This is a genomic window from Mycobacterium sp. (assembly GCF_035603715.1).
Classification (GTDB): Bacteria; Actinomycetota; Actinomycetes; order Mycobacteriales; family Mycobacteriaceae; genus Mycobacterium.
The window spans coordinates 1-18,857 of record NZ_DATNJW010000703.1; the positions used below are offsets into that span (position 1 = coordinate 1).

The 18,857-nt window shown below is 65.0% G+C and carries 19 protein-coding genes and 1 pseudogene; 11 read left to right on the forward strand and 9 right to left on the reverse strand.

Annotated elements, in window-relative coordinates:
• Positions 1-149: pseudogene (locus VN856_RS28185) on the reverse strand (guanylate cyclase); the annotation flags it as partial.
• Between the two features lie 59 nt (positions 150-208).
• Here VN856_RS28185 and VN856_RS28190 point away from each other — a divergent pair.
• A complete protein-coding gene (locus tag VN856_RS28190) occupies positions 209-367 on the forward strand; it encodes a hypothetical protein (RefSeq protein WP_325695417.1) in 159 nt (52 codons plus the stop codon).
• Positions 368-380: 13 nt separating this feature from the next.
• Here VN856_RS28190 and VN856_RS28195 read toward each other — a convergent pair whose 3' ends face one another.
• Positions 381-1,175: an adenylate/guanylate cyclase domain-containing protein gene (locus VN856_RS28195; protein ID WP_325695418.1), complete on the reverse strand. Its 795-nt coding sequence runs from the start codon at positions 1,173-1,175 to the stop codon at positions 381-383.
• 284 nt (positions 1,176-1,459) lie between these two features.
• Between VN856_RS28195 and VN856_RS28200 the strand changes: the two genes are divergently transcribed.
• Positions 1,460-2,857, forward strand: coding sequence for a glucose-6-phosphate dehydrogenase (locus VN856_RS28200; RefSeq protein WP_325695420.1), 1,398 nt, complete (start codon positions 1,460-1,462; stop codon positions 2,855-2,857).
• The gene (gene gnd, locus VN856_RS28205; RefSeq protein WP_325695473.1) at positions 2,857-3,903 is read left to right on the forward strand and encodes a phosphogluconate dehydrogenase (NAD(+)-dependent, decarboxylating); all 1,047 of its coding nucleotides are present in this window, start codon (positions 2,857-2,859) and stop codon (positions 3,901-3,903) included. Before VN856_RS28200 ends, gnd begins: the two co-directional genes overlap by 1 nt.
• On the opposite strand, the gene VN856_RS28210 is transcribed toward gnd, so the two are convergent.
• Complete coding sequence (locus VN856_RS28210) at positions 3,904-4,770, reverse strand: alpha/beta hydrolase (RefSeq protein WP_325695422.1); 867 nt, start codon at positions 4,768-4,770, stop codon at positions 3,904-3,906. It lies immediately after the preceding gene.
• Positions 4,771-4,873: 103 nt separating this feature from the next.
• Here VN856_RS28210 and VN856_RS28215 point away from each other — a divergent pair, with 103 nt between their 5' ends.
• The 4 genes from VN856_RS28215 (at position 4,874) to VN856_RS28230 (ending at position 8,563) form a co-directional block, all read left to right on the forward strand.
• Positions 4,874-5,347 (forward strand): VOC family protein, encoded by a 474-nt coding sequence (locus tag VN856_RS28215; RefSeq protein WP_325695424.1) that lies wholly within the window; start codon positions 4,874-4,876, stop codon positions 5,345-5,347.
• 49 nt (positions 5,348-5,396) lie between these two features.
• On the forward strand, positions 5,397-6,320 hold the full coding sequence (locus VN856_RS28220; protein ID WP_325695476.1) for an alpha/beta fold hydrolase: 924 nt from the start codon (positions 5,397-5,399) through the stop codon (positions 6,318-6,320).
• Positions 6,321-6,425: 105 nt separating this feature from the next.
• On the forward strand, positions 6,426-7,265 hold the full coding sequence (locus tag VN856_RS28225; RefSeq protein ID WP_325695425.1) for a hypothetical protein: 840 nt from the start codon (positions 6,426-6,428) through the stop codon (positions 7,263-7,265).
• 74 nt (positions 7,266-7,339) lie between these two features.
• A complete protein-coding gene (locus VN856_RS28230) occupies positions 7,340-8,563 on the forward strand; it encodes a DUF1298 domain-containing protein (RefSeq protein ID WP_325695427.1) in 1,224 nt (407 codons plus the stop codon).
• A 9-nt stretch (positions 8,564-8,572) separates the two neighbouring features.
• Here VN856_RS28230 and VN856_RS28235 read toward each other — a convergent pair whose 3' ends face one another.
• From VN856_RS28235 to VN856_RS28970, 3 genes are read right to left on the reverse strand one after another with little or no spacing between them, the layout of a single operon-like run.
• Entirely contained in the window at positions 8,573-9,154 is a 582-nt protein-coding gene (locus VN856_RS28235) for a MarR family transcriptional regulator (protein ID WP_325695429.1), read from the reverse strand.
• On the reverse strand, positions 9,151-10,722 hold the full coding sequence (locus VN856_RS28240) for a pyruvate, phosphate dikinase (protein WP_325695431.1): 1,572 nt from the start codon (positions 10,720-10,722) through the stop codon (positions 9,151-9,153). Before VN856_RS28240 ends, VN856_RS28235 begins: the two co-directional genes overlap by 4 nt.
• Positions 10,723-10,730: 8 nt before the next feature.
• Positions 10,731-10,838 (reverse strand): NAD(P)-binding domain-containing protein, encoded by a 108-nt coding sequence (locus VN856_RS28970; protein WP_414687075.1) that lies wholly within the window; start codon positions 10,836-10,838, stop codon positions 10,731-10,733.
• An 80-nt stretch (positions 10,839-10,918) separates the two neighbouring features.
• Between VN856_RS28970 and VN856_RS28250 the strand changes: the two genes are divergently transcribed.
• The gene (locus VN856_RS28250; RefSeq protein ID WP_325695433.1) at positions 10,919-11,434 is read left to right on the forward strand and encodes a DoxX family protein; all 516 of its coding nucleotides are present in this window, start codon (positions 10,919-10,921) and stop codon (positions 11,432-11,434) included.
• Here VN856_RS28250 and VN856_RS28255 read toward each other — a convergent pair.
• Entirely contained in the window at positions 11,418-12,791 is a 1,374-nt protein-coding gene (locus VN856_RS28255) for a flavin monoamine oxidase family protein (protein ID WP_325695435.1), read from the reverse strand. The two genes, VN856_RS28250 and VN856_RS28255, sit on opposite strands and share 17 nt — an antisense overlap.
• A gap of 89 nt (positions 12,792-12,880) precedes the next feature.
• Positions 12,881-14,305, reverse strand: coding sequence for a short-chain fatty acyl-CoA regulator family protein (locus VN856_RS28260; protein ID WP_325695437.1), 1,425 nt, complete (start codon positions 14,303-14,305; stop codon positions 12,881-12,883).
• Positions 14,306-14,426: 121 nt separating this feature from the next.
• On the opposite strand from VN856_RS28260, the gene prpD reads away from it, so the two are divergent.
• The 3 genes from prpD to VN856_RS28275 are packed head-to-tail and all read left to right on the forward strand — an operon-like array spanning position 14,427 to position 17,985.
• Positions 14,427-15,932 carry a 2-methylcitrate dehydratase PrpD gene (gene prpD, locus VN856_RS28265; protein ID WP_325695439.1) on the forward strand — a complete coding sequence of 502 codons (1,506 nt, stop codon included), beginning with the start codon at positions 14,427-14,429 and terminating at the stop codon, positions 15,930-15,932.
• Positions 15,929-16,846, forward strand: coding sequence for a methylisocitrate lyase (gene prpB / locus VN856_RS28270; RefSeq protein ID WP_325695442.1), 918 nt, complete (start codon positions 15,929-15,931; stop codon positions 16,844-16,846). Before prpD ends, prpB begins: the two co-directional genes overlap by 4 nt.
• Positions 16,843-17,985: a bifunctional 2-methylcitrate synthase/citrate synthase gene (locus tag VN856_RS28275; RefSeq protein ID WP_325695445.1), complete on the forward strand. Its 1,143-nt coding sequence runs from the start codon at positions 16,843-16,845 to the stop codon at positions 17,983-17,985. Before prpB ends, VN856_RS28275 begins: the two co-directional genes overlap by 4 nt.
• On the opposite strand, the gene VN856_RS28280 is transcribed toward VN856_RS28275, so the two are convergent.
• Positions 17,969-18,826, reverse strand: a complete 858-nt coding sequence (locus VN856_RS28280) for an SDR family NAD(P)-dependent oxidoreductase (RefSeq protein ID WP_325695482.1) — start codon at positions 18,824-18,826, stop codon at positions 17,969-17,971. The genes VN856_RS28275 and VN856_RS28280 overlap by 17 nt on opposite strands.
• Positions 18,827-18,857 lie beyond the last annotated feature (31 nt).

Consider the following 18,857-nt stretch of genomic DNA (forward strand, 5'->3'; position numbering starts at 1 on the left):
ATCGCCACCGTCATACCGACGTGGTTGACCGGGCTGTTCGACAGCGTCTGGATCGCGCGGTCGGGTCCGGAGTGCCCGCGAAATAGCCAGATGTCGCCGGTCCTGGTCTCTTCCAGGGCCTGGGCCAAGCCCACTGTGTGCGTGTCCACCACCGCACCATATGCACATACTGTCCCCGCCGGGATGCAGTCGCGAATAACCTGAGCCGATGCGCACCATCTGGAAGTTGCTGGGGTTGGCCGGGGTGGTCGGGGTGGCAGCCGGGGGAGTGCTGGTCGCTCGTGATCAGCGCCGACGTAGGGCATACACCCCCAACGAAATTCGCGACCGGCTGCAACAGCGGCTGGCTGAGGCCGGCGAGGGCTAGGGCCCGGCGGCGCTCAGGCGGCCGCGACGGCGTAGAGCCGATGCGTGCCGGCGAAGCCCTTCAACTCGGCATCACGGCCGCCATCAAAGGTGAGGTCCTCGCAACCGCTGAGCGCCTCGTGCACGGCGTTGCTCACCAGAACCTCCCCGCCACAGGCTTCGGCGGCGACGCGTGCCGCCATCGCGACGTTGCGGCCGAACAGGTCGTCGCCGCGGCGCACCGAGCGGCCCATGTGGACGCCGATCCGTACTCGAATCCCGTTGCGCCGCTTGTGTTGCGCATCTTTGTGCAGTGCGGCCTGCATGTCGATGCCGCAGCGCACCGCCTGCTCGGCGTGGGCAAAGGCAATCATGAACCCGTCACCTTGACTTTTCACCACATGACCCGAGCGCTGCTTGACCAGCTTGCGAACCAGCTTGTCGTGCTCACCGATGAGCCTCACCCAGGCGCGATCGCCGACTCGCTCGTTGAGCGCGGTCGACTCCTCGATATCGGAGAACAGAATCGCCACTCTGCCGTCCGGTGTCACCCGGGCCAGATCAGGGCGTTCCACCTCCGCCCAATCGGCGAGGTCCTCGATCGAGCTGCGCACAGCGGCGCCGAAACCTTCCTTGCGCATCAGGCTCGCGGTCTCCCATACCGTCTTGACCGCTTTTGACCCAAAACTCAAGAGGTCGGGCTGCCGTTGCAGCTCCTCTACCATCGCCTTGCTGTTGGACCAGAGCCGCCAGAGGACGCCGATGGCCACCGCTTCGGCGACCGCCACTGCGGCCAGAACATAGACCGCGATCATGGTGTGGGCAGGCATGTCACGCATCTTCCCCGATCGGTCGCGACGTGCGCAGCGATTGGCCGCGGATTGTCACCCTCGCGTATAGCTGACAGTAAAGCGAAAGGGCAACCGCGAGTGTATATTTCACAAACTCTGGTGTCGCCGTGTTTGATCGGCTAAGTAAACGGTTACGCCATGTGATCTCCGGTTGTCGGGCCGAACCGCAGTGTTTAGGGTTGAACCTGGCCGCGCCGGGATCGATTTGGCGATGTGTGCAAGTGTTGAGCCGGAGCCGAGTCAAATTGTCGTGGAGGTCCTGATTGGCCGAATCCGGCGCTAGCGCTTCGGACCAGCTGGTGATTTTCGGGATCACCGGCGATTTGGCCCGCAAGATGACGTTTCAGGCCCTGTACCGACTGGAGCGCCGGGGATTGCTGGACTGCCCGATCCTGGGGGTCGCCAGCGAAGACATCAGCCTTGACGAATTGGTCAAACGGGCCCGCACAGCCATCGAGGGCACCGGCGAGAAAATCGACAGCAAGGTCTTCGACCGATTCGCCAAGCGGCTGTCCTACGTGCACGGCGATGTCACCGATTCCGCGCTCTACGACGAGCTGAAAAAGCAGATCGGCACCCAGCAGCATTGCCTGTTCTATCTCGAGATGCCACCTTCGCTGTTCGCACCGATCGTCGAGAATCTCGCCGAGGCCGAGTTGCTGACGGGCTCGCGCGTCGCGGTGGAAAAGCCATTCGGTCACGACCTGAAGTCCGCGCTCGAACTCAATGAACAACTGCGGGCTGTGCTCGACGAAGACCAGATCTTTCGGGTGGACCACTTCCTGGGCAAGGAACCGGTTGTCGAACTGGAGTATCTGCGCTTTGCCAACCTGACCGTCGCCGAGCTATGGAGCCGGAAATACATCTCCGAAATCCAGATCACGATGGCCGAGAACTTCGGCGTGGAGGACCGGGGCAGGTTTTACGACGCGGTTGGTACCTTGCGAGACGTCGTGCAGAACCATCTGCTGCAGGTGCTGGCCGGGGTGGCGATGGAGCCACCGGTCGGGCCGAGCGCCGACGACCTCAACGACAAGAAGGCCGACGTGCTGCGCTCGATACCGGCGTTAGATCCCGCGCGCAGCGTGCGGGGCCAGTACAACGGCTATACCGACACCGGCGGGGTGGCCAAGGATTCCGAGACCGAGACCTTCGTCGCGATGCGGGTCGAGATCGACAACTGGCGCTGGGCCGGGGTGCCGATCTTCCTGCGAGCCGGCAAGGCGCTTGCCGAGCGCGTCACCGAGGTGCGGCTGTTCACCCATCACGTCCCGTCGCTGGCGTTTCTCGCTGACCGTCGACGGGCCGAGGCCAACCAGATCGTGCTGCGCATCGACCCCGATCCCGGGCTGCGCATGCAGCTGACCGCGATCAACGGCGACCGCTGGCGCGACCTGCATCTCGACTCGTCGTTCATGCAGGACCTCGGCGAGCCGCTGCTGCCCTACGAGCGGCTGCTGCACGGCGCGCTGACCGGCGATCACCAGCTGTTCGCTCGCGAAGACGGCATCGAGGAAACCTGGCGGATCGTGCAGCCGCTGCTGGACCACCCCGGCGAGATCCACCACTACGAACCCGGCTCCTGGGGGCCGGAGGCGGCACGGGAGTTGCTACGAGGACATCGCGGCTGGCAACAGCCGTGGCTAGCCAATAACCACTAATAAGGAGACAGAGCAACATGCAGCTAGGGATGATCGGCTTGGGCCGAATGGGTGCCAACATCGCCCGCCGCGTGGCCGACCACGGACACGAAGTTGTGGTCTACGACCACAGCGAAGACGCGGTCAAGGCGATGGCCGATGAGAAAAACACCACCGGAGCCTTCTCGCTGAAAGAGCTGGCCGAGAAGATGTCCGCGCCGCGCGTCGTGTGGGTGATGGTGCCCGCCGGCACGATCACCACCGGGGTGATCGAGGATTTGGCCACCACACTCGAATCCGGCGACATCATCATCGACGGGGGCAACTCCTACTACCGCGACGACCTCAAGCACGCAAAGCTGCTGTCCGAGAAGGGGATTCACCTCATCGACTGTGGCACCAGCGGCGGGGTGTGGGGCCGCGAACGTGGTTACTGTCTGATGATCGGCGGCGACGACTACGCCTTCGAACACGCCGAGCCGCTGTTCTCGGTCATCGCACCGGGCGTCGACGCCGCACCGCGTACACCGGGGCGCGAGGGTGAGGTCGCCCAACCCGAGAAGGGCTACCTGCACTGCGGCCCGTCCGGCGCCGGCCACTTCGTCAAGATGGTCCACAACGGCATCGAGTACGGGATGATGGCCTCGCTCGCCGAGGGGCTGAACATCCTGCGCAACGCCGACATCGGCAAGCGCATCGAAGCCGGCGACGCCGAGACCGCGCCGCTGTCGAACCCGGAGTGCTACCAGTACGAATTCAATATCGAAGACGTCGCCGAATTGTGGCGCCGCGGTAGTGTCGTCGGCTCTTGGCTGCTGGACCTGACCGCGATCGCGCTGCATGAATCGCCCGACCTGCACGAGTTCTCCGGTCGCGTCTCGGATTCCGGCGAGGGCCGCTGGACCGCCATCGCGGCAATCGATGAGGGCGTGCCCGCGCCGACGCTGACGACCGCGCTGCAGTCTCGCTTCGCCTCGCGCAGCCTCGACGACTTCGCCAACAAGGCGCTGTCGGCGATGCGTAAGCAGTTCGGCGGGCACGCGGAGAAGCCCGGCGTCGGCGGCTAGCTAGGGTCGGGTCGCGAAGGCGACAACAACGTCGCTGAAGGCATCGTTGTCGTCGCCTGCCGCGGTGTGCCCGGCGTTCGACAACTCGACGAACTCTGCGTTGGGCACGGTGTCCAAGAAGTGCCGGACGCCTTCGGGGCTGACCACGTCGGACAGCTTGCCGCGGATCAGCAGCACCGGGATCTTCAGGTCGGCCGCGGCATGCTCGAAATTCTCGGTGCGCAGTTCGGGGTCATCGCCTGGCTTGGTCATGAAGGCCGGATCCCAGTGCCAGTACCAGCGGCCGTCGCGCAGCCGCAGGTTCTTCTTCAGCCCCTCCGGACTTCGCGGCCTGGTCCGGTGTGGCAGATAGGCGGCGACGGCGTCTGCGGCCTCGTCGAGAGTGGCGAACCCGTGCAGGCCGCTGAACATGAAGTCACGGATGCGGGCGCTCCCGTTCTTCTCGAACCGCGGGACGACGTCGACCAGGATCAACCGGGTGACTCGCTGCGGCCCGGCCCGGTCGGCGACGAGGATGCCGGTCAGGCCGCCCATGCTGGCCCCGATCAGTATCACCGGTCGGCCGATAGCGTCGAGGACCTGCATGACGTCGGCAGTCAGCGTCTCGATGTCATAGTCGGCGTTCGGCGACCGATCGCTGTCGCCGTGACCGCGACTGTCCAGCGCGACCACGTGGAAGCCGCGGTCAGCCAAGACTTGGCCGGTGTTCTTCCAGGAGTGCCGGTTTTGGCCACCGCCGTGCAGCATGAGGATGCTAGGCCGCTCAGCGGCCACGTCGGCGCCACGATTCCACTCGTCGGCGACCAGAGTGAGCCCCTGAGTGCCGGAAAACTCGACAGTCTTGGGAGTGTTACGCACGGCAGTCACGGGTGGTCCTCTCGGTCGATCGCACTTTGACGTTACTCAGATGAGTTTTCGTGTTCGCCGGGGTCTACCTCTTCAGACACCTGCAACGACCAAGGAGGCGACCATGCCCTCGATCACCCCCTCACTGTGGTTCGACCACAACCTGGAGGAGGCGGCGGCGTTCTACACCTCGATATTCCCGAACTCGCACATCGAGGACCTGAACCGAACTACCGATGCCGGCCCCGGCGAACCCGGGTCGGTTCTGTCCGGCACCTTCGTGCTGGACGGGAACCGATTCATCGGGATCAACGGCGGTCCGCATTTCTCGTTCAGCGAGGCGGTGTCCTTCACGATCGACTGCAAGGACCAGGACGAGGTCGACTACTACTGGAGCCGGCTGACCGATGGCGGCGAGGAATCGCAGTGCGGCTGGTGCAAGGACCGCTTTGGTCTGAGCTGGCAGGTGATTCCAGGGCGGCTGTACGAGCTGCTCGGCCACCCCGACCCGGCGTGCGCCACCGCGGCAACCCAGGCGATGCTCGCGATGAGCAAAATCGTGATCACAGATCTTGAGAAAGCGGTGGCTTCGCTCTGAGCTTTTGGCATGACGACGTACGTTGGAAAACATGCCCGACCGTGCGCGGATGTCCAAACCCCGCTGGATCGATGTTCAAGCTCCGAACGTGGAGTTGAAGGCGTTGACGTGGGGGCCGTCCGATGGGCCAATCGCGCTGTGCCTGCACGGATTTCCCGACACCCCGTACGGATGGCGCAAGTTCGCGCCGCGACTGGGCGAGTCCGGCTGGCGGGTGGTGGCGCCATTCATGCGCGGCTATGCGCCGTCGTCGATCCCGTCGGACGGCAGCTATCACATCGGCGCTTTCATGCACGATGCCCTGCAGGTGCGTGCGGCGGCCGGCGGCACTGACCGCGACGTGGTGATAGGCCACGACTGGGGCGCGATGGCCGCCAACGGTCTGGCCGCGATCCCGGACACCCCATTCGCCAGAGCGGTGATCATGTCGTTGCCACCGGCTGCGGCGTTTCGGGGACGGGTTGCCGATACCGGCCGCCTGTTGGCGCAGATCCCGGCTCAGTTGCTACGCAGCTGGTACATCATCTACTTCCAATTGCCTTGGCTGCCAGAGCGTTCAGCGTCCTGGGTGTTGCCGCGGTTGTGGAAGCGATGGTCGCCGGGTTACGACGCCAAGGCAGACCTGCGTCACGTCGACGCCGCGATCGGCACGCCGGAGAGCTGGCGCGCCGCGCTCGGGCCCTACCGGGCCACGATCCGCAACACCCGCCCGCCGACGCTCTACCGCGAACTGCACCGGCACTGGTTGTCGCGGCCGAAGTTGCCGAGCTTGTACCTTCACGGTCGCGACGACGGTTGCATGACAGCGGCTTTGACGCGTTGGATACCCGACGCCCTTCCCGATGGCAGCGACGTGAGCGTCGTCGACAGTGCCGGACATTTCCTGCAGCTCGACCAGCCCGACAGGGTTGCCGACCTGGTGCTGGATTTCATCGGCTCGGCCCGCGCGTGCCAGGGCCGGCCGGTTCGCTAAGACGACGTCGAGGGTGGCGCGATCGGACGCCGACGGCGCATGTCGGGCGGCGGACGTGTGCGAAGATGCGGCATGGCCGACTGCGGAACGAACGGGTGGAGCATAGTGGCGTCGGCCCAGGCGAGTTCAAATCTCGCAGGCATATTGGCTGGCTTCCTATTTTTTGGACTCATTTACTTACTCGGCAGAGATGAAAAGCGTGGAGAGATAGTATCGCTATTTACAGCGAGCTTTATTATTTTGGCGTTCGCTAGCTATTTATTCAGTCGTATTTCCGGTTTTTCTGCGCCATCCGATCCCGGCCCGGCCACCGCTTCTGCGTGTAAAGGGGCGTGGATGGCGGGAATGATTGCGATGGCTATGCTCGATGTCGGCGCAGCAACCATGACTGTGGGTTTGGGTTATTTGTTGGTGAGCTATGATCCCAAATCCAACCGTACTCATTTGCAGAGACTCGCCTCGGTCTCAGCCGGGGGAGTCCTAGTCGGCGCTATTTTTCTGCTCTTCACCTCACTCAACTTCTATGATGAATTACTTGACCGGCCAAATCATCATTTGACCTGGACTTTGATTATTCTGGCGGCCGCATTAGTTTTGGCATGTTCTTGTGTTACCTATACATCATCTCGCGGCCCTGGGGGCAGACGGCAGATCAGGGACAAATATATTGAGTGGGCCGTGTACGTAATAGGGGGCTTCGGAATCGCAGGAACAGTATTAACCGGCATCGCCGCCAGAATAGAACCGTCTCATTGGGTTTCATGGTTGGTCATCATCGTCTCGCTAGGCTTCCCGACGATCATTGTTGTCACGCTCGCCGGAGCCACTGTGGATGGTAAAGACGAGAAAGCGCGGGTCAAGGAGGAAGAGAGAGCGCGGGCCGCAAAACTTCGAGTCGCTGGCCCACCGACGGAGGAGGCCGCTACTTCACCGACGGAGAATTAGGTTGCCCGATCTCGCCGAATCGGCGTTCGATGTCGAGTAGTTGACCCAGAGTGGACGCTCATATGCCGACCCGGATGACTGCGGTCGACGCGCAGTTCTACTGGATGTCGGCCAAGGTCCCCAGCGACGAGTTCATGCTTTACGCATTCGACGGTGAGCCAACGGATTTCGACCGCGCCATCGACGAGATACGCAGCCGGGCGCAGGCCTGTCCCGCATTGACGTTGCGTGTCGAGGACGGATCACCGCTGACCTACCCGCGCTGGGTGTCCACGGTCATCGCGCCCGACCAGGTGCTACGCCACGGCCTGGACGATGACAGCTGGGGTGGCTGCCTGGACGCGGTGGCCAGGCTGGTCGACGACCAGCTGGACATCCGCCGGGTGTCGTGGCGCATGCATCTCTTTGCGCCGGTGCACGGCATTCCGGGTAGCACTGGCCCGGCCACGGTCGCGGTCATGCAGTTCGCGCACGCGCTGTGCGACGGACCTCGCGCCTTGGCGATGGCCGCCTGGCTGTTCGGCCGAGCGACCCCGGTACCTGAAATCACACCGTCGTCGGGCTTCCTGCCGTGGCGCGGCCTCGTTGCGGCGCAAGCCCATCGCAACCAGGTGCGCGAGACCCGCGCCGGGCTGCTGCCGCCGGCGATCGGAGCGCAGCCGGCGCTCTCGACCAATGACCGCCCGACCGGCGCGCGTTCAGTACGCACGCTGCTGCGCCATCGTGCGCAGTTGAAAGGGCCCACCGCCACGGTCGCGGCACTCGCCGCGGTGTCCGGTGCGCTCTCCGGCCACCTGCGGGACGCGGCCCCGGCGCTGGTGGCTGAGGTGACGATGGCGAAACCTGGTGTACCTCACGCTCATAACCACTTCGCCAACGTCACGGTCGGGTTGTATCCAGAGCTCAATCAGCCGGCTCGGCTGCAAAGGATCGCCGCGGACCTGACCAATGCCCGCCGCCGCTCAGAGCACCCCGCGGTGCGGGCGGCAGACCGGGCGTTTGCGGCCGTGCCGGCTCCGCTGCTGCGCTGGGGTGTCAGCCTCTTTGATCCCGAGGTACGGCCATCGCAGGTGTCCGGTAACGCCGTGGTGTCAAGCATTTATCGCGTACCCACCGACCTGCGCCTTGGCGACGCGCCGGTGCTGCTGACTGCCGTCTATCCGGGGCTGTCACCGGCGATGGGTCTGACCCACGGTGTGTGGGGCGCCGGCGACGTGGTGACGGTCAGCGTGCACGCGGCCGAGTCCGCGGTCGGCGACATCGACGACTATGTCGCCCGATTAGACGCCGAGCTGTAACGAAAACGCTTAAGCATCATCGGCTTCGCGGGTCCGACCGGCGGCCAGGATCAGCTCCTCATGCAGCTCGAACCACACGGTGTGATACGAGTCGATCAGCGGTCGAGCCAGCCACATCGTCTCGCCGTCTTGGATATTGTCCAGTGCTGCCTGCAATTTCACCGAGTAGCGGCTCAGTCGCGGTAGTTGGGTGGCTACGGCGGCGATAGTCGGCGTCACCCGCCGATGCACATCGTCGAGACGGGCCAGCACCGCCGCGTCGTAGCCTGCGTCCTCGTGCGTGTTGGGCCGGCCGTCCTTGAGCTGCCAGTCGGTGACCAGTTCTTTGAAATCGCGGTTGACGGAACAAAATTCGTCGTAAGCCGCCGCAACTGCAGCCGCGTCGACATGCGACCGTTCGTCGGCCAGCAATCCCTCGAGGCGCTGCCGACCTTCGGGGCTGAGCCGCAGCGTCGAACCGTCGAGCAGCAGACCCGACCCGACTAGCCGGTCAATCACGTCAACGAGATCTTCCCCCAGCGTCGCGACCAGATCGTCACGGCTGACCCGGCCTTTCAACCGGACCGCCTGCAACACGGCCAGTTCGGTCAAGACGAGACTCGTATCGCTGCCAGCATGGCCAGCAGCGGGCTAGCCGACACCACGTCGCTGTGCCCGCTGGCCATGGCGCTGCGCACCTCGGCCTCGGTATGGCGATCCAGTCGTGGAAAGTCGCCACGGGCATGCGCCCGCAACGGGCTGACTCGCCGTGCTATATCAGCCAATTCGCGTAGCTCGGGCGTGTTGTCCTCCGACCACGCGCACAGCTGCAAGCTGCCCTCGCGCACTTCGCCCTGATTACCGTCAACAGTGACCACCTTGCCGGCCAGTGAGCCCGCAACGCCGCTGCCGCAGCCGACGACAGCCGCGCGGCCCAATTCACGGCTGACCACGGCCGCGTGGCTGGTGGCACCGCCGGTTTCGGTGACGATGCCGCGGGCGACCAGCATGCCGTGGATGTCGTCAGGACTGGTGTGGTTGCGTACCAGGATCACGTCCTCGCCGCGATCGGCGGCCTCGATGGCCGCATCCACCTCAGTGTAGGCCCGTCCTGACGCGACGCCCGGCCCGGCCGGTAGACCGGTAGCCAAAAGCTTTGCAGCCATTCTGGTTTCCGGCTGCAGTGACGGCTGCAGTAACACCTCCACATGCGCCGGTAGTATCCGTCGGAGCGTCTCGGCCTCGTCGATAAGGCCGTCGTCCAACAACTGCAGCGCCAGGCGCACCGCGGCCTGCGCCGACCGCTTGGCCGCGCGCGTCTGCAGCAGCCACAACGCCCCGTCCTGAACGGTGAACTCGATCTCTTGCACGTCGGTAGCCAGTCGTTCCAACGAGCGTGCGGCGCCGATCAATTCGTCGTAAACTTCCGGCAGCTGGCTGCGCAGTGCGGCGATCGGTTCGACGTCCACGGTGCCCGACACCACGTCGTCGCCCTGGCCCGCCGGCAGCCACTCGCCGAACTCTTCGTTGGCACCGGTCATCGGATTACGAGAGAACACCACGCCCGCACCGGAATTGGCGTTGATGTTGCCGAACACCATGGCCTGCACGACTACCGCGGTGCCGTCGCTATCGTCCAGCCCGTGGTGGGCACGGTAGGCGACGGCGCGCGGCGAATCCCACGAGGCGAACACCGACTCGATCGCGGCGCGCAACTGTTGATAAGGGTCGTCGGGTGCCGGTCCGGTGACGATGCGCTGGTACGGCTCGGTGAATCGCCGCCGCGAATCGCGGGCGAACTCGGCCGAACCCTCAGCGGCTAAGGCTTTTTCGACGTCGTCGCTGAACCCGAGGTCCAGCAGGGTGTCCATCATCCCGGGCATCGACACCGCCGCGCCCGAGCGCACGCTGACCAGCAACGGGTGCGGCCCTCGTCCGAAGGTGCGCGAGGTGGCGGCTTCCAGTGTGCGCATCCCGGCCAGCACGTCATCCCAGATTGCGTTGATCGTCGCGGCCGGTTCGGCGCGATAACGCGCGCCGACCTCGGTGGTGATGCAGAACGCGGGCGGCACGGGCAGGCCGTTGCGCCGCATCATGTCGATGCCATGGCCCTTATGGCCCAGAACCTCCGGCGGAGACGACGCGTCGCCATCCAGCAGTATCACGGGTCGTGTGGACATCCGGATGTTCAGGCTCGACCGCGCTGGACGCCGAACGTGACATCGTGGCCGCGGTGATGCCACGCCGTGCCCAATGAGCGCCCGACGTTGCCCGCGCCAATGATCGCGATCTTGATGGTCGCTCCTTTGCGGTATGTGCGGCTGGCAGGATACCTCTACGTATGCCGTGCCTACCCGATGATCTAGGTTGGCGTCTATGAATGATGCCTATGACGTCGGGTTGTTGATCCTGCGGCTAGTGCTGGGTTTGACGCTGGCAGCGCACGGCTTCAACAAATTCTTCGGTGGCGGCCGGATACCGGGTACCGCGGGCTGGTTCGAAAGCATCGGCATGAAGTACGGCACGTTTCAGGCCGTCGTTGCCGCGACGACGGAGATCAGCGCGGGCCTGGGCCTGGCTGCCGGGCTGCTGACTCCCATCCCCGCCGCCGGTTTCGTCGCGCTGATGCTGGTCGCGGCATGGACGGTGCACCGCCACAACGGCTTCTTCATCGTCAAGGAGGGCTGGGAGTACAACCTGGTTCTGGCGACCGCGGCGGTGGTCGTGGCGACCCTGGGCCCGGGGCGGTACAGCCTGGATTATCAGATCTTCGGCCCTTACCTCTTCCACCCCGGCTGGCACGGACTGTTCGGTTCGCTGCTGCTGGGCATCGGAGGGGCGCTCGGGCAACTGGCGCTGTTCTACCGGCCGCCGGTCAAGCAGGCTCAGTAGCCGCTGCCGATTCGCGTGCCAGCACTTCTTCGGCAGCACGCTCCCCCGAGCGGATGGCGCCGTCGACCCATCCGCACATGACGGCCGAGCTCTCCGTCCCGGCCCAATGGATACGGCCGCACGGCTCGCGCAGGGTGTAGCCGAACTCGGTCAGTACACCCGTGGGTGTGTGGCTGATCATCCCACCACCGGAATAACGCTCGAGACTCCAGTCCTGCTCATGGAAACCGATCGGCGAACCGGCCTTGTCGCCGAACCGGTCGACCAGCTCGGCCACGACCGCCGCTTGCCGATCGGCCGGCGCCAGTCGCGCTAGCCGTCGCGCGGCCGGGCCTTCGGTGATCACACACATGACACCGGGCGTGCCGGTGTCGGTGCACGCGTCGATGGTCAGTGTGGCCAGCGACCCCGGCGAGGCCGTCTGGCCGCACAGTCCGGCCGCGCGCCAGAACGGCTCGTCGTAGACGACCGATATCTTGAAGATCGCGCCGCTGGGCATCCGCTGGTGCAGGAACGACCGATCGAGCGGCAGCGTCGGCTGGTAGTCGATCTGGCCGGCGATGGCCAGTGGAACGGCCACGATCACCCGTCGTGCCCGCACTGACAGGTCGTCGGTACGAACCGTGACGCCGTCGGCGTCGTGGGCGATATGACGCACAGCCTGCGAGAGCTGCAGGGCATCGCCGAGCTCACCGGCCACCGGTCGGTAGATGGCTCCCATCCCGCCGACCGGACGGGAATCCTGGGAGCCGCCCTCGCTCGACACGACGAAGTCCGGCCCGCCGCCCGAAGCCATCTGGTAAAGCACCCACAGCAACGACACCTCTGCTGCAGCCGAGGTGTAGGGGCCGGCCAGCGCCATGTCCAGCATGTCGCGGGCCTGCTGCGACATGATGTTTTTGTCGAGCCATGCCGCCAGACTGATCTGGTCCCATTCAGCGGCCCTGCGGGCCTGCCACGGGGCTTCCAGCGGGATCGATCGGCACATCTGCCGTACTTTGATCAACCCGGCGCCGAGGTTCATCGTTGCCCAGGGGCTCACCGTCCACGGGATGGTGCCGGCATAGCGGTGCTGCTTGTCGCCGACGATCATCATCGAGTCGCCGGCGGTGTACTGCTTGTAGGCCGGCACACCGAATTCGCTCATCAACGCGTAGACACGATCCTGGCCCGGTCCGATCCATGCACCGCCGCGATCGATCCACGACCCGTCGGCGCGGACCTCGGTGTAAGTTCGCCCGCCGACCCGATCGCGGGCCTCCAGCAGCGCCACCGAGCGACCGGCCTGCTTCAGGCGTAGGGCGGCCGTCAAACCGGCGAATCCGGCACCGACAACGCAATAGTCGACATCTGTCATGGCTGATCTCAGCAGCAAGCTACGCCGATCGTGACGCGGAAATCCGAAATCCGGCAATTCTTAGGTGAATTCGCGCGAGACGTCGTCGGTCAAGCAGACCCGATGGCCGGCGAGTACGGCAGTCCGCTACCGGTGTTCTCGTCGACCGCGACGCGTCCGCCGAGGTAGGGAAACGCGCGCTGCGCACAGGCCGACCGGTTGCAGATCTTGCAGCCCGCGCCGATCGGGACGGCGGTGCTCGGATCGTCGAGCGCGATCCCGGTCGAGTACACCAGCTTGTCGGCGTGCATCAGGTCGCAGCCCAAGCCGATGGCGAAGCTCTTGTGCTGACCGAGATAGCCCTGACCTTCGGGCGCGGTGGTCTTGGCCAGCCAAAAATACGAACGGCCGTCCGGCATCTGGGCGACCTGCGTGACGATCCGCCCCGGCTGGGCGAATGCGTCGTGCACAACCCACAGTGGACAGCTGCCGCCGACCCGGCTGAAGTGAAATGCGGTGGCGGACTGACGTTTCGAGATGTTGCCGGCCTTGTCAGTTCTGACGAAGATGAACGGCACGCCGCGTAGCTGCGGCCGCTGCAGCGTCGAGAGCCGATGACACACCGTCTCGAAGCCGACCTCGAAGCGGCGGCCCAGTAGGTCGATGTCGTAGCGTAATTCTGCTGCTGCGCTGTGGAATTCACGATAGGGCAGCAGAAATGCGCCGGCGAAGTAGTTGGCCAGACCGATGCGTGCGACGCCGCGGGATTCCGGGGTGAGCTGGTCGTCGGTGGCCACGATCGCCGACAGCAGCTCCGGCTGGCTGACCAGGGCCAGTTGGGTGGCGATCTGAAATGCACGCTGACCCGGCAACAACCATTGCGCGATCCGCAGCACCTTGGTCTCCGGGTCGTACGAGCGCTTGGTGTGCGCGGGAAGATCGGCGTCGACCACCACGCGTACACCGAACCGTTCGTGCATCAGGGCCGACAGCTGCACGTCCAGGCCGCCCACGGTCATCCCGCTGTGGTCGAACATCCGCTCGGCCGCGATGTCGAGTTCGCCGATGTAATTGTTGCGGTCATAGAAGAAGTCCCGCACTTCCTCGAACGGCATCGGCCGCTCCGCGGGCTGCGACGTCTCGGTGGTCGCGTGCGAGCGATAGGCCTCCAACTCCTCGGTGGCGTCCCGCAGTCGCCGGTACACGGTGACAAGGTTGCGACCCACGTCGGGCATCCGTGCCACCAGTTCCTCGATGTGCATCGAGCTGACCGAGTCGTCGGGAGCGGTGGCGGTGAACACGTCGGACAGGTCGGCCACCAGCCGGGCGTCGGAATCGGTGGAGAAGTAATTCGATGGCAGATCGAATCGCTCCGCGAGGGCCACCAGCACCGGCACCGTGATGGGCCGCTGGTCGTTCTCCAGCTGGTTCACGTAGCTGGTGGACAGATTCAGCGTCCGGGCCAGCGCCGCCTGACTGAGGCCGCGCTCGTTTCGCAGCCGCCGCAGCCGGGCACCCGAAAAGATCTTCGCCACGCGTTGACACTTTACTCCGCGATGGCTTACGCAACGTTCGCAATTTGTCGCGAATCAGGACGCAAAAATACACATGTACAGGTACTTTCCCTCGCGGCCGACTTTGCATAGTGTGCGAACTATGTTGAACCATGAGGTGCGGACCCACCGCAGCGCCGACGATTTCCCGATCACCGAGCACCTGGCTTACAAGATCGCGCAGGTTGCCGCCGACCCGGTTCCGGTAGCTCAGGAGACCGAGGCCATGGTGATCAACCGGATCATCGACAACGCGGCGGTCAGCGCTGCCTCGGTGCTGCGGAGACCGGTCACCACCGCCCGGCACCAGGCACTGGCGCACCGGGCCCGTCCGGGCGCGACGGTGTTCGGTGTCGACGGCAGCTACTCGGCCGAGTGGGCGGCCTGGGCCAACGGCGTCGCGGTCCGTGAGCTGGACTACCACGACACCTTTCTGGCCGCCGAGTACTCGCACCCCGGCGACAACATCCCGCCGCTAGTCGCGGTTGCCCAGCAGCTCGGTGTGCGCGGCAACGACCTGATTCGCGGTTTGGCGACGGCGTATGAGATCCAGATCGACCTGGTCAAGGGGATCTGCCTGCACGAACACAAAATCGACCACGTCGCGCACCTCGGCCCGTCGGCAGCGGCTGGACTGGGCACCATGCTGCGGCTCGACGTCGACACCATCTATCAAGCGATCGGCCAGGCGCTGCACCTAACCACTGCCACTCGGCAATCCCGCAAGGGATCGATCTCCAGCTGGAAGGCCTACGCGCCCGCGCTGGCCGGCAAGGTCGCCATCGAGGCCGTCGACCGCGCCATGCGCGGCGAGGGATCACCGGCTCCCATCTGGGAAGGCGAGGACGGCGTGATCGCCTGGCTGCTCTCCGGCCCCGAGCACACCTACCAGGTGCCGCTGCCGGCGCCGGGGGAGGGCAAGCGGGCCATTCTGGACAGCTACACCAAAGAGCACTCCGCCGAATACCAGAGCCAGGCGCCCATCGACCTGGCCCGCCGGCTGCGGATGAGCGTCGGCGATCTCGACCAGATCGCGACGATCGTGTTGCACACCAGCCACCACACCCATCACGTGATCGGCACCGGTTCCGGCGATCCGCAGAAGTTCGACCCCGACGCCTCGCGGGAGACGCTGGATCACTCGTTGCCGTACATCTTCGCCGTCGCGCTGCAGGACGGCACCTGGGACCACGAACTCTCCTATGCCCCGGAGCGTGCGCACCGGCCGGACACCATCGAGCTGTGGCGCAAGATCTCCACTGTCGAGGATCCGGAGTGGACCCGCCGTTACCACTCGAACGACCCGGCCGAGAAGGCCTTCGGGGCGCGCGCGGAAGTGACGCTGAAGAGCGGCGAGGTGATCACCGATGAGCTGGCCGTTGCCGACGCGCATCCGCTGGGTGCGAGGCCATTCGAGCGCGAACAGTACATCGGCAAGTTCGCTCATCTCGCCGACGGCGTGGTGGATCCCGCTGAGCAGCAACGATTCCTGGACGCTGTGCAGCATGTTCGCGAGTTGAAGGGCGATCAGCTCGGTGCGCTGAACGTACGAGTGCTACCTGAGGTGCTGGACAAGGCGCCGACGATCCCGTCAGGGATCTTCCGGTGACCGGGTTGCTGGCGTCCGCGTCCAGCGCCGCCGACAAGCGAGCTGCCTTTCGGGCCGGGCTGAATTCAGGTCGGCTGCAACGCTTCCCGGGCGCTTTCTCGCCATTGGTGGCCAGGCTTGTCGCCGAGATCGGATTCGAGGGGGTTTACGTCTCGGGCGCGGTGTTGTCCGCCGACTTGGGGATGCCCGACATCGGGCTGACCACGTTGACCGAGGTCACCGGACGGGGCGCGCAAATCGCTTCGATCACCGACCTGCCCACGCTGATCGACGCCGACACCGGATTCGGCGAGCCGATGAGCGCCGCGCGCACCATCACGCTGCTGGAGGACGCCGGTTTGGCCGGCTGCCACCTCGAGGACCAGGTCAACCCGAAGCGATGCGGACACCTGGACGGCAAGGCCGTTGTCCCGACCGCCGACATGGTCAAGCGACTTCGGGCCGCGGTCGCTGCGCGCCGTGACCCGAACTTCGTGATCTGCGCCCGCACCGACGCCGCGGGGATCGAGGGCATCGACGCGGCCATCGAGCAGGCGCGCGCCTACGCCGACGCGGGCGCCGACCTGATCTTCACCGAAGCACTTACCGGCCCGGCCGACTTCGAGAAATTCCGTGCCGCCGTGGATGTTCCGCTGCTGGCCAACATGACCGAGTTCGGCAAGTCGGAGTTGCTGACCACCTCGCAGCTCACCGACATCGGCTACAACGTGGTGATCTACCCGGTCACGACGTTGCGGCTGGCCATGCTCGCCGTCGAGGACGGCTTGTGCGAAATCGACGCCAAAGGTACGCAATCCGATCTGCTGGATCGCATGCAGCACCGCACGCGGCTTTACGAGTTGCTCCGCTACGCCGACTACAACCAATTCGACGACGAGATCTTCAACTTTGATGTGAAGGGACCCAACCAATGACCGCACCCGTGGCCGAGAAGAAGATCTACAAGGGGTTGGCCGGTGTGGTCGTCGACACCACCGCGATCTCCAAGGTGGTGCCCGAGACCAACTCGCTGACCTATCGCGGTTACCCGGTTCAGGATCTGGCCGCCCACTGCGGTTTTGAGCAGGTCGCCTACCTGCTGTGGCACGGCGAGCTGCCGAGCGACGGCGAGTTGGCGTTGTTCAACCAACGTGAGCGGGCCAGCCGTCGCATCGACCGGTCGTTGCAGTCACTGTTGGCGAAGCTGCCCGACACCTGCCACCCGATGGATGTGGTGCGCACCGCGATCAGCTACCTGGGCGCCGAGGACCCGGAAGAGGACGACAGCGCCGAATCGGCCAATTACGCCAAGTCTCTTCGCATGTTCGCGGTTCTGCCCACCATCGTGGCGATCGACATGCGGCGCCGTCGTGGCCTGGCGCCGATCGCACCGCACAGTCACCTCAGCTACGCGGAGAACTTCCTGAACATGTGCTTCGGCGAGGTCCCAGACCCGGTGATCGTCAGCGCGTTCGAGCAGTCGATGATTCTGTATGCCGAGCACAGCTTCAACGCCTCCACTTTCGCGGCGCGGGTGGTGACCTCGACGCAGTCCGATATCTACAGTGCGGTGACGGCGGCAATCGGCGCGTTGAAGGGACCGCTGCACGGCGGGGCCAACGAGGCGGTGATGCACGACATGATCGAGATCGGTGACCCGTCCAAGGCAGCGGAGTGGCTGCACGGCAAGCTTTCTCGCAAAGACAAGGTGATGGGTTTCGGGCACCGCGTCTACAAAAACGGTGACTCTCGGGTGCCGACCATGAAAGAGGCGTTGATCCGGGTCGCGGAGGCTCGCGACGGCCGGCGCTGGTTGGACATCTACAACATTCTGGAAAAAGAGATGTTCGCCGCCACCGGTATCAAACCGAATCTGGACTTTCCGACCGGGCCGGCCTACCACCTGATGGGGTTCGACATCCCTAGCTTCACACCACTTTTCGTGATGAGCCGGATTACCGGCTGGACCGCCCACATCATCGAGCAGGCGGGCTCCAATGCGCTGATCCGGCCGCTGTCCGAATACTCCGGTCAGCCGCAACGCAGCTTCATCGCGGCTACAGCAGGTCGGTGATGGTCTTCAAGCCGGCGTCGTAGAGCACGCCGGGCAACATGCCGCCGTCGCACTCGATCGTCGTGCCGTTGACGAAGTCCGCGGCACCTCCGGCCAGAAAGACACACACCCGGCCGACCTCCTCGGGCTCGCCCGCGCGTTGCAATGGGACTGCGGCGAAGTACTTTTCACCGGTCGGGTCGTCCTTCGGCAGCACGAACGACCGGAAGTTCTCGGTCATCGTCGGGCCCAGTGCGACGCAGTTGACCCGAACCTTCGGTCCCCACTCCTGGGCGAGCGACCGGGTCAACTGGTTGAGCCCGCTCTTGGCCGCTCCATAGGACACCAGGGTCGGTGAGCCCGCCGGATGCCCGGCACCGCTGGAGATGTTGATGATGCAGCCGAGGCCGTCCTGGGTGACCATCTCCCGGTATACCCGGATGGCGAACCACAGCGGGCTGATCAGATTCATCTGCACTGCGAAGGCGTGAAACAGCGCGGTGCGTTCGAAGTCGTCGTCGCTGCGCGGTGCACCCTGAATACGTTGCACGAGTTCGGGAATGCTCTCCGCATGCGGCGCCGGAACCGTCCCGCCGGCGTTGTTCACCAATATGTCGACGCGGCCGTGGGTGGCCACGACGTCAGCGACGAACGCGTCGATCGAGCGATGGTCGCCCTGGTCGCAAACCTGCTGAGAAGCGCGGGCCACCCATTCGCTGTCGATGCCGGGGATGCTGTTCAGCGGCGAACGTGAGCAGCCGATGACGGTGGCACCGGCCCGCAGTAGCTCGTGGGCGATGCCGACCCCCACGCCCCTGCTGGTTCCGGTGACGATCGCGATCTTGCCGTCGAGGACGCCCATTCGCCGACCCTTCGTCGTCGTTGACAGTGAC